This is a genomic window from Streptomyces sp. NPDC057638 (assembly GCF_042800315.1).
Lineage (GTDB): Bacteria > Actinomycetota > Actinomycetes > Streptomycetales > Streptomycetaceae > Streptomyces.
The window spans coordinates 1-10,006 of record NZ_JBHVHF010000296.1 but is presented as its reverse complement, the minus strand read 5'-3'; the positions used below and the strand labels follow the sequence as shown (position 1 = coordinate 10,006).

Sequence of the window (10,006 nt, the reverse complement as noted above, 5' to 3'; positions counted from 1 at the left end):
GACCGGCGACCCGGACCACTTGGCCGGTCGCCGGTCATGGGCCCGGTGAGGCTAGTCCTTGATCAGAACACCCGCCGGGACCGCGCCCCGCGCCCGCGAGAGGCCACGGAAGTACCACTCGACCTCGTTCTTCTCGCCCGCGTTCGGATAGGCGTTGGTGCAGCTGACCCCGCCCGTGGAGCCGGACATCAGGCTGGAGCAGGGGCCGGGCTTGCGGTCCGGCAGACCCAGCAGATGGCCGAACTCATGGGACGAGATCCGGATGGTGTTGTAGCCCTGGGTGACGGCCTGCCGGCCCATGTACCAGGTGCCCTTGCCGAGGCTGGTCGGGATGGCACGGGGCCAGCCGTTGTCGGCGATCACCCGGATATCGGCCCGCTGCCCCGGTGTCACCGGGCGCAGCTGGACATTGACGACGCTCTGGTTCCAGACGGCCGCGCCCTGGTCCACCGCCGACCGGAACTCGGCGGAGAGGGTGGCGTCATAGGTCAGGGTCCGTACGGTCGGCGCCACGGCGGCGTCGGGGGCGGGCGCGGCCACGGCGGTGGCCGGGGCGACCACCGCGAGGACGGTTCCGATCAGGGCGGCGGTGAGTGCGCGGCGGTGCGTTCCTGAGGACAAGGAGGTCTCCTGAGGGTGGGGGTGGGGTGCACGGCGTTTCCTGTCCTGCCGCCGCCATGACCCCGGCGGCGACAGCGGTGGAGCGTGTGTCCTGACGTCCGTTCCTTGCCTGCCCTGGCGGAGCGCGCCGTGAAACCGTACGGGAGCGTACGAGCCCGTACGGGCGCACGACCGCGCGTACGGCCGGAGTGCCCACCTCTCCGGCCGAGCTCCACACGGGGCGTGGAGAAGCTTGTTACCGGTGGCAACTCAGGTCAAGACCCCGGTACTCATCCGGGGAGACAACCGGGGCCGCCCCTTCCGCCGCCCCGCCCGCCCGTGTCGGCTCATCTCACGACCTGTCAGCGCGCCCTATCGGCACTCGCGTACGGCGCGGTACGCGCCGCACTGGCCGTCGGATACGGGCGGTACGAGCGGTACGGGCTGAGCGGTACGGGCGGGCGGCGGGGCGGCCGGTCCAGACCGTACGAGCGGTGCGGCCGGTACCGGCGGCACCAGCACTCTGGGCGGGCCGTGGCCCCGTCACACGGCCGCGCGGAGTCGGCCCCGCTCAGAGCCAGCCCTGGCGGCGGGCCGCGCGGGCCGCCTCCATGCGGTTGCGGGTGCCCGTCTTGCCGATCGCCGACGAGAGGTAGTTGCGCACCGTCGACTCGGACAGACACAGCCCGCCCGCGATGTCGGCGACGGTCGCGCCGTCCACGGCCGCGTTGAGTACATCCCGCTCCCGCGCGGTCAGCGGGCTCGGGCCCGCGCTGAGCGCGGCGGCGGCGAGGGCCGGGTCGATCACCGTCTCGCCCGTCAGCACCCGGCGGATCGCCTCCGCCAACTCCTCCACCGGCCCGTCCTTCACCAGGAACCCGGCGGCCCCGGCCTCCATCGCGCGCCGCAGATATCCCGGCCGGCCGAAGGTCGTCAGGATCAGCACCCGGCAGCCGGGCACCTCGTCCCGCAGCTCCGCCGCCGCGTCCAGCCCGCTGCGGCCCGGCATCTCGATATCCAGCAGGGCGACGTCAGGCCGGGTCTCCAGCGCCTTCGCGGTGACCTCGTCGCCCCGGCCGACCTGGGCGACGACCTCGATGTCCTCCTCAAGTCCCAGCAGCAGCGCCAGCGCACCGCGCATCATGCCCTGGTCCTCCGCCAGCAGGACCCTTACGGCACCGCCCCTGTGGCGGTCATCGATGGTGACCATGGCGTCAGCGTACGGGCCCTTCCCCGCCGGGCCGCGCTCCCGCCGGACCACTGAGCTGTCCTCCCCCTGGGCCTCGGCCTGGGGCTGGGTCTGGGGCTGGGTCTGGCGGCCCGGGCGGTACCTCCACCTCCGGGCCCTGCGGCCCGGGAGGCGGTCCCACCGGCGGAGTCCGGGGGAGCGCCCCCGCATCTGGGACCTGCGGCCCGGGAGCCGCCGGGCCGTCCTGCCGGGAGACCGCCGTGGCCGCCCGGGCGTCCGCCGCCGTGCGGTCGCGGGGGGTGGTCCTGTGGTCGTGCGGGTCCAGTTCCCGCTGGTCCACCGGGAGTTCCGCGCGGACCTGGAAGCCGCCCCGCGCGCCCGGTCCCGTCGTCAGCGACCCGCCCGCCGCCGCGAGCCGCTCGGACAGGCCCGTCAGTCCCGTACCGCCGATCCGGCGGACGGCCTCCTCGCCCGGTTCCTCGGGCGCGGGGCCGACACCGTCGTCGGCGATGGTCAGCGACACCCGCTCGGTCCCGCCGGTCACGGTGATCTCACAGGTCACCGCCGAGCTGTGGCGGACGACATTGGTCACCGCCTCGCGTACCACCCAGCCCAGCAGCGCCGCCGCCGACGGCTCCAGCGGCGGCCCCGACTGCCGGACGACCGGGGTGATCGTGGCCGCCGACAGAACCGAGCGGGCCCGGTCCAGCTCCGTGGCCAGCGTGCCCTCCCGATAGCCCGTCACCGCCTCCCGGATCTCCGTCAGCGCCTGGCGGCCGATCGACTCGATGTCGGTCACCTGCGCCAGCGCCGCGTCCACGTCCCGTACCGCCAGCCGACGGGCCGCCTCCGACTTGACCACGATCACGGACAGGGTGTGGCCGAGCAGATCGTGCAGATCGCGGGAGAAGCGCAGCCGCTCCCGCTCCACCGCCGCCCGCGCCAGTTCCTGGCGGGTCTCGCGGAGTTCGCCCACGGTCTCGCTGAGGGCGAGCAGGGTGGAGGTCACCAGACCTGAGATGAGCGTGCCGTAGGCGACGCCGATCGCGAACCAGCCCTCCTCGCTCAGCGAGACCAGGCCCCCGGCGAGCGCCAGCCCCGCCAGCACCACCCGGCCCCGCGTCCCGCGCAGCGCCAGCCCCGCCGCCAGACCCACCAGCGGGAGCAGCAGCAGCCAGGTGCCGCCGTAGCCGCCCGCGAGCCCGAAGGCGATCACGGAGAGCGCCGCGAGCAGCCACACGGTGGCGGGGGAGTCCCGGTTGGTGGTGTCGAAGGAGCGGAAGACCAGCAGTATGTAGAGGGTGTTGAAGGCCAGCAGGCCGAGTCCGCCGATCCAGGGGTTGGCGGTGTCGCCGCGCAGCAGGTTGGCGAGTGCGCCGAGGCCGAGCAGCAGCCAGGGGAGCATGGCGAAGCCGCTGGGCGCGCCGAGTTCCTCGGCCAGCCGTCGCAGCCGGGGACGGTGGGGGCCGCCCGGTGGGGTGTCGGCCCGTCCGATCCCCGCCGGTCCCGTGACCCGCCTCGCCGGGTTCTCGGGGCGCCCGGCCCCCACCGCGTCTCTCGTCAGCCGCGATTCCGCCCGCGGCTGTGCCGCGTGGTCCTGTTGCCCGCGCCCCTCGTGCGTGCGCTGCCGCTTCTCCCGGTCTCGCCGGGGCCACGGCCCGCGTGCCCTGTCGGTCATCGCCGCTCCCGTCGTGCTCATCGCGCGGTGTCCGCGCCCATCACGCCGTCCTCGTCGCGCCCGTCACGGCAGGTCCGTCACGGTGGTCGCGGCACGGCGGTTCCGCCAGAGCGGCTCCGCCGTGTCCGTGCCCGTCGTGTCCGTCACGCCGCCTTCGCGTGCTGACGGTACGAGAACGCCGCGTACCAGGCGCAGAATGCCGCCCAGACCAGGACCAGCACCAGCGTCAGCGCGCTCGGCGCGTTGCCGTCCGCCACGGACCAGCCCAGTTCGGCGAAGAGATGGGCCGGGGTGTACTCGCAGATCGTCGCCAGCCAGTCCGGGAACATCTGGACCGGGAACCACAGCCCGCCGATGACCGCGAGTCCCAGGCTCAGCGCGGTGTTGACCACGCCGGTGGTCTGCGCCGAGAGCCGGTAGCCGTTGCCTATGCCGAGCAGGGTGAAGGGCAGCGCGCCCAGCCACAGCAGCACGGCGACCGAGACCCACTGCCAGGCGTCCAGCCGCACCCCGTTGGCCAGGGCGCCCGCCGCCAGCACCACCACGATCGCGGGCAGCACCACCACCGAACCGGTGATCGCCCGCCCGAGCACGACCTGGCCCGGCCGCATCGGCGTGATGCTCAGCTGGCGCAGCCAGCCCGTGGACCGGTCCTCGGCCACTCCCGTGCCCGTCGACAGCGCGGCGCCCAGCGCCGCGTAGGCCGCCATGCCGACCATCGACACCGTCCGCCAGCCGTCCACGCCCCGGGTGCCGCCGACATTGGTCAGCAGCAGATACATCAGCACCGGCAGTCCGATGCCGAAGACGACGAAGCCCGTGTCGCGCAGGGAGCGGGTGATCTCCAGCCGGGCGTAGGCCATGGTCGTCGCGTTCGCGGTCATGCTCATCGGGTGCGCTCCAGTCGGGGAGACGAGGCGGCCCGGGCGGAACCGGCGGGCTCCAGCCGGGAGGTCAGGGTCAAGAACGCGTCGTCCAGCGAGACCGCCGTCACCTGGAGACCATGGATCGCGTCCGCGCGGGCCAGTGCCCGCACCGTCGCGTCCGAGTCGTCGCTGCTGAGCCGGGCCCGGTCGCCGTGGATCTCCACCGACGTCACCCCCGGCAGCTGCCCGAGGCCCTCGCTGCCCCGGCCCCGCAGGTCGAAGGAGACGACCGTGCCGCCCGCCGCCCGCCGCAGCTCCTCGCCGCTGCCCTCGGCCACCAGCCGGCCCCGGTCGATGACCACGATCCGGTCGGCGTTGTCATCCGCCTCCTCCAGATAGTGGGTGGAGAACAGGACCGTGTTGCCCCGGGCCGCGTACATCCGCATGGAGTGCCAGAACGCGTGGCGCGCCTCCACGTCCAGTGCCGCCGTGGGCTCGTCCAGCATGATCAGTTCCGGGTTCCCGGCGAGTGCGACCGCGAACCGGGTCCGCTGCACCTGCCCGCCGGAGAGCCGGTCCACCCGGCGTTCGGCCAGCTCGGTCAACCCCGCGAGTTCGAGGGCCTCGTCGACGGGCAGCGGCTCCGGATACGCCGTCGCGATGAACGTCACCAACTCGCGGACGGTGACCCGCGATATCGCCCGCCCGTCCTGGAGCATCGCCCCGACCCGCCCCTGCCTGACCGTCTCGCCCGGCGGCCGTCCGAAGAGCAGCGCCTGCCCGCCGTCCGGCTCGTTCAGCCCCAGCATCAGGCTGATCGCGGTCGACTTGCCCGCGCCGTTGCGGCCGAGCAGGGCGACCGTCTCCCCCCGGGGGATGCTGAGGTCCAGGCCGTCCACGGCGCGCACCGATCCGTACGCCTTGACGGCGCCGGTGAGCGATACGGCGAGTTCCGTCGATGTGGTCTGTGTCATGCCTCGACGGTACGAACAGGGGTTCGCCCGCAGGTAGAAGCACATGTCCCCGCTTCGCTAGGACAAATGTCCTAGCCGGGCGCGGGGCCGGGCCCGGCGAAGGGGCCGGGGTGGGTCCGGGGTGGGCGAAGGGCCGGGCCCCGCCCCCGGGCTTGGCGGCCGAGCCCGTGCCCCTCCCCGCCCGGCCGCGCCTCGCCGTCCGCCCGGCGGTCCTTCCCCGCCCGGCCGCGCCTCGCCGTCCGCCCGGCGGTCCTTCCCCGCCCGGCCGCGCCTCGCCGTCCGCCCGGCGGTCCTTCCCCGCCCGGCCGCGCCTCGCCGTCCGCCCTGCGGCCCCTCGCCGTGCGCCCGGCCGCTTCTCGCCGTACGCGGACCGACCCGGTCAGGTCGTGTAGTCGGCGTTCACACGGACGTACTCGGCCGTCAGATCGCACCCGTAGACCGTCGCCTCCGCGCTCCCCGTGCCGAGGGTGATCAGGATGTCGACCTCGTCCCGGCGCATCGCGTCGGCCAGCCGGTCGAGCGTGTCGGCGGCGGGCGTCCCGGCGGGCTCCGGATACACCTCGACATCACCGAAGCTCACGGTGACCGAGTCCGGGGTGATGGCGGTGTCCTCCGGGTGATGCGTGTTCTTGCCGATGGCCATCACCACCCGGCCCCAGTTGGGGTCCGCGCCGTGCACGGCCGTCTTCACCAGCGGTGAGTTCACCACGCTCTTGGCGACCCGCTTGGCCTGCGCGCGGTCACGCGCCCCCGCGACGGTGACGTTCAGCAGCTTGGTGGCGCCCTCGCCGTCGGCGGCCAACTGCCGCGTGAGGTCCAGACAGAGATCGGCGAGCGCGGCGGCGAACTCCGTCACATCGACCGGCCCCGCCGCGCCGTTGGCGATCACCGCCACCGTGTCGGAGGTGGAGGTGTCCGTGTCCACGCTCAGACAGTTGAACGTACGGTCCACCGCCGCGCGCAGCGCCCCGTCCAGGTCGGCCGGGGTGAGTTCCGCGTCGGTGAACACATACGCCAGCATCGTGGCCATATCGGGCTCCAGCATGCCGACGCCCTTCGCGACGCCGACAACACTGGCCCGCCCCACCCTCCGTACGGCCGTCTTCGGCCGGGTGTCGGTGGTCATCATCGCGCGCGCCACATCCAGCGGCCCGGCCGTGAACGCCGCGAGACCGCGTGCGGCGGTCCCGTCGAGGTGCGCGCGGATGGGCTCCATCGGGAGGGGGCGCCCGATCACTCCGGTGGAGCCGATGAGTACCTCGTCGTCCGGGATGCCGACGATCCCGGCGACCCGGCGCACGACCTCGGCGGCGTCCTTCTCACCCTGGCGCCCGGTGGCGACATTGGCGTTCTTCGCGATCGTCGTCACGGCGCGCAGCTGTTGTTGCGCGGCATGGGCCCGGCTGAGGAGTACGGCCGGGCCCGCGAAGAGGCTCTGGGTGAACATCGCGGCGCTGGTGGCGGGCCGGTCCGAGACGACGATGGAGATGTCGTCGCCCTGGTCGCGCAGTCCGCCGTGCCCGGTGTACGCGGTGAAGCCGGTCGGCCAGGTCAGGGTGGTGGGGTCGATCTCTTCCGTGGATGCATGAGTATGAGTCATGCGGAATATGTTTACAGGGGAGGTGGGGGCTGTCCATGGTGGGAGGGTGGTGATCGCCCGCCCCGCCCTTCGCTACGGAATGGGGTGCCCCGCCCGGCGTCACGGGGGAGACGCGCGGGCGGGGCGGTGACGGCACCCCCGCCGCGCGGGCAGGGTGCGCGCGGGGTGGCTGGTGCCGTCGGGCCGGTGCGCGTGACGGAAGGGTGGCGCACCGGCGTGTGTGGGTGGGTTACGGAGTGAATGGCCGGGCCGGGTGGGTGGTGTCGAGGTGGCGGCGGAGGAGGACGCGGTAGTCGGTGGCGCGGGAGTGGTCGTGGGCGGCGCGTGCCTGGCGTTCGGTGGTGGTGAGGGCGTGGCAGGTGGGGCAGGCGTCGGGTTCGGGTGCGTCTGGGCTGGTCATTGGGGTTTCCTTTGCTGGGCGCGGTGGATGCGGGCTTCGCGTACGCCGCGTACCGGCACGCCCCAGCGGGTGAGCTGTTTCTTGAGCCATGCGTCGCTGACGCGGTACTCGGCGGCCAGGGCTTTGAGGGTCTCGCCGTCGTCGCGGTAGCGGGTGATCACCGTGTCCCGGGCCGCAAGGGCCTGGTCACGGGCGGTGCTGGCACTCACGTGACATCTCCTCGTGATGGCAGTGCTGCTGTCGCTGGGGCAGGGACGCGTGCGGCTGGGGGTGGATGGCGAAGGTGTAGCGGTCCGGGCCGTCCGGGATCACCACGGACACCGCCACGCCCCGCGCGAGCCGGTCCCGGGCCGCCCGCTCCTCCTCCGGCGCGCTGGACCACACCCGTATCTCGGTCGGAGCGTCGGGCACCGGAACCCGGCCCTGCCGCATGGACGCGGTCACCCACGGCGAGACACGCGGATCCGGATCCAGCAGATCCGCGATCCGCACCGCCTGAAGCTGAAGCCACCGCAACGCGGCATCCGGTGACTCGGTCCGCGAGATGGCGACGGTGTACGGCAGAACGACCCCGCTGCGGTACACCGGGCCCTCCGCCAGGACGTAACAGAGATACGAGACGAAAGCGATCGGCGACGGGTTCATGACGGCCCGCCCTCCTCCGGCCCGGGCAGCAACAGCCGCTCCAACTCGGCCTCCAGCCGCGCCTGCCGCGCTTCGGCCGCCAGATCGCGGCTCCACTCGTCCACGCAGGCGCCGTCCCAGCGCAGCCGTAACAGTTCGAACCCGAGCCCGAGTCGGTTCTCGGCGGAGCCGAGGGCGAGGGTGAGCCAGAGCCAGAGGCGGGTCACGGCTGGAAGTCCACAGTGAGATGCGGGCACTTGGGAATGTGAGAGTTCATGAGACGTCCTTCAATGCGAGGGGTTTTCTCGCGCTTGTCTGTGAACTTAGGTTTGCGCCTCCCAAGGCCTGAGTTCTAGGCAGAATCGTGTGCCAAAGGCATTGGCACCGGAGGAATAGGACGCATGAGCGAAGAGATTCGAGAAGTAGACGAGGAAGTAGGGGAGACGCCGGAGGAGGCAGGCGCGTGGTTAGGGCGGGAGATCAAGTGCGCCCGCGACCATGCCGCTCTCACGCAGGCGACACTTGCTGTGCACTGCGCGGTGGAGCGGAGTTATGTGTCACGGGTGGAATCCGGAACGCGGTTCCCCTCCGAACAGTTTGTCGAGGCGTGTGACAGGATCTTTGGCACCCCCGGCGTTTATACGCGCATGCGGAGTCGTGTCATCGACATGGAGCATCCGGGCTGGTTCCGCCGGTACGTCGCTTTGGAGCGTGAGGCAACCGAGCTCTGCGGCTACACCAACTCGTTCGTGGCAGGGCTGTTGCAGACACCGGACTACGCCCGTGCCGTCTTCCGTGCGGCACATCCGCGAGCGTCGGAAAGCCAGATCACGTCGCGTGTGGAGGCGCGCATGCGGCGCCACAAGGTCCTGGACCGACAGGATCCGCCCCTGCTCTGGGCGATCATCCATGAGGCCGCACTCCGCACGGTCGTCGGTGACCCTGCCGTGATGGTCCGACAGCTTGAGCACCTTCTCCTCGCGGCGGAACGCCCGCACATCACGGTGCAGGTGCTCCCCTTCGAAGCGGGGGCGCCCGCCGCTGGACTGCCCTTTATCCTGCTGACGCACGACGAGGTGGGGCGGATCCTGTACTCGGAGACCACAGGGCAGGGGTACGTGAACGATTCCCCCACGGTTGTCACCCAGTGGGGAGCGATCTTCGACCGGCTGCGTATGGCGGCGGAGTCAGAGCCGCGCTCCCTGCGACTCATGCACTCGATCATGAAGGAGCACGTGCGATGAGAAGTCTGCAATGGGTCAAGTCCAGTTACAGCGACGGCCAGGGCGGGGAGTGCATCGAGTGGGCTCCCGCGCACGCCGCTGTCACGGGATCAGTCCCCGTCCGTGACAGCAAGCGTCCCACCGGCCCGGTGCTCGTGGTCTCGCCGCAAGCGTGGTCAGGCCTGGTGGCGCTCGCCCGGAGCGCGGACGTCTAGTTCGACAACGGGGGAGCCTCGTACGCCCCACCGTGGTGTGGGAGTGCGGGGCTCCGTCGTTTCTGGAAGTGGCTGCTTCTGGCAGGTGGCTGTTGCCTGTGGCGAGATGCGGCGGATCCTGGAGGGGCGGTCTTCGACCGGCTGGACGACGAGGCGAGGGCGGGGCCGCGCTCTCTGTGACTCATGCACGCGATCGTGAAGGAGCACGCGCGATGAGAAGTTCGCAGTGGGTCAGGTCGAGTTACAGCGACAACGGTGGCGACTGCGTCGAGTGGGCGCCCGCGCAGGCCGCTGCCACGGGGTTCGTTCCGGTGCGTGACAGCAAGTGCCCGACCGGCCCGGTACTCACGCTCTCCCCGCGAGCCTGGTCCGGCCTGGTGGCGCTCGCCCGGAAGGAGCACATGTGATGAGCGAGCCGCAGTGGGTCAAGTCGAGCTACAGCGACAACGGTGGCAACTGTGTCGAGTGGGCCCCCGCGCACGCCGCCGCCACGGGATCCGTCCCCGTCCGTGACAGCAAGCGCCCCACCGGCCCGGTCCTGACCGTCTCGCCCCAGGCGTGGTCGGGTCTGGTGGCCCTGGCCCGTGCGTCGGCCCTCCCGTAGCGGATATGCCGATGGTCCCGCCTCCTCCAGCCG

The 10,006-nt window shown here is 72.2% G+C and carries 13 protein-coding genes and 1 pseudogene; 4 read left to right on the top strand and 10 right to left on the bottom strand.

The features are described 5' to 3' along the window. Window positions 1–51 precede the first annotated feature (51 nt). From ACFVIM_RS28695 to ACFVIM_RS28650, 10 genes and pseudogenes are all read right to left on the bottom strand, one after another. Complete coding sequence (locus ACFVIM_RS28695) at window positions 52–621, bottom strand: snapalysin family zinc-dependent metalloprotease (protein ID WP_384307212.1); 570 nt, start codon at window positions 619–621, stop codon at window positions 52–54. Between the two features lie 550 nt (window positions 622–1,171). Then, window positions 1,172–1,810: a response regulator transcription factor gene (locus ACFVIM_RS28690; RefSeq protein ID WP_384307209.1), complete on the bottom strand. Its 639-nt coding sequence runs from the start codon at window positions 1,808–1,810 to the stop codon at window positions 1,172–1,174. Between the two features lie 313 nt (window positions 1,811–2,123). Continuing rightward, a pseudogene (locus ACFVIM_RS28685) lies at window positions 2,124–3,194 on the bottom strand (sensor histidine kinase); the annotation flags it as partial. Window positions 3,195–3,610: 416 nt separating this feature from the next. Then, window positions 3,611–4,357 (bottom strand): ABC transporter permease, encoded by a 747-nt coding sequence (locus ACFVIM_RS28680; RefSeq protein WP_384307207.1) that lies wholly within the window; start codon window positions 4,355–4,357, stop codon window positions 3,611–3,613. Further along, entirely contained in the window at window positions 4,354–5,307 is a 954-nt protein-coding gene (locus ACFVIM_RS28675) for an ABC transporter ATP-binding protein (RefSeq protein ID WP_384307204.1), read from the bottom strand. The genes ACFVIM_RS28680 and ACFVIM_RS28675 overlap by 4 nt, the downstream gene beginning before the upstream one ends. Before the next feature lie 379 nt (window positions 5,308–5,686). Then, a complete protein-coding gene (gene argJ / locus ACFVIM_RS28670; protein WP_384307201.1) occupies window positions 5,687–6,907 on the bottom strand; it encodes a bifunctional glutamate N-acetyltransferase/amino-acid acetyltransferase ArgJ in 1,221 nt (406 codons plus the stop codon). 229 nt (window positions 6,908–7,136) lie between these two features. After that, window positions 7,137–7,307, bottom strand: a complete 171-nt coding sequence (locus tag ACFVIM_RS28665; protein ID WP_384307199.1) for a hypothetical protein — start codon at window positions 7,305–7,307, stop codon at window positions 7,137–7,139. Then, window positions 7,304–7,516, bottom strand: a complete 213-nt coding sequence (locus ACFVIM_RS28660; RefSeq protein ID WP_384307196.1) for a hypothetical protein — start codon at window positions 7,514–7,516, stop codon at window positions 7,304–7,306. Before ACFVIM_RS28660 ends, ACFVIM_RS28665 begins: the two co-directional genes overlap by 4 nt. Next, a complete protein-coding gene (locus tag ACFVIM_RS28655; RefSeq protein ID WP_384307193.1) occupies window positions 7,494–7,952 on the bottom strand; it encodes a hypothetical protein in 459 nt (152 codons plus the stop codon). The genes ACFVIM_RS28660 and ACFVIM_RS28655 overlap by 23 nt, the downstream gene beginning before the upstream one ends. Beyond that, window positions 7,949–8,158: a hypothetical protein gene (locus ACFVIM_RS28650; protein ID WP_384307191.1), complete on the bottom strand. Its 210-nt coding sequence runs from the start codon at window positions 8,156–8,158 to the stop codon at window positions 7,949–7,951. The genes ACFVIM_RS28655 and ACFVIM_RS28650 overlap by 4 nt, the downstream gene beginning before the upstream one ends. Before the next feature lie 174 nt (window positions 8,159–8,332). Here ACFVIM_RS28650 and ACFVIM_RS28645 point away from each other — a divergent pair, with 174 nt between their 5' ends. The 4 genes from ACFVIM_RS28645 (at window position 8,333) to ACFVIM_RS28630 (ending at window position 9,973) form a co-directional block, all read left to right on the top strand. Next, complete coding sequence (locus ACFVIM_RS28645; RefSeq protein ID WP_384307188.1) at window positions 8,333–9,175, top strand: helix-turn-helix domain-containing protein; 843 nt, start codon at window positions 8,333–8,335, stop codon at window positions 9,173–9,175. After that, window positions 9,172–9,369: a DUF397 domain-containing protein gene (locus tag ACFVIM_RS28640; RefSeq protein ID WP_384307186.1), complete on the top strand. Its 198-nt coding sequence runs from the start codon at window positions 9,172–9,174 to the stop codon at window positions 9,367–9,369. The genes ACFVIM_RS28645 and ACFVIM_RS28640 overlap by 4 nt, the downstream gene beginning before the upstream one ends. A 212-nt stretch (window positions 9,370–9,581) precedes the next feature. Then, window positions 9,582–9,776: a DUF397 domain-containing protein gene (locus ACFVIM_RS28635; protein WP_384307183.1), complete on the top strand. Its 195-nt coding sequence runs from the start codon at window positions 9,582–9,584 to the stop codon at window positions 9,774–9,776. Then, on the top strand, window positions 9,776–9,973 hold the full coding sequence (locus ACFVIM_RS28630) for a DUF397 domain-containing protein (RefSeq protein WP_384307180.1): 198 nt from the start codon (window positions 9,776–9,778) through the stop codon (window positions 9,971–9,973). Before ACFVIM_RS28635 ends, ACFVIM_RS28630 begins: the two co-directional genes overlap by 1 nt. The last annotated feature ends 33 nt before the right edge of the window (window positions 9,974–10,006 follow it).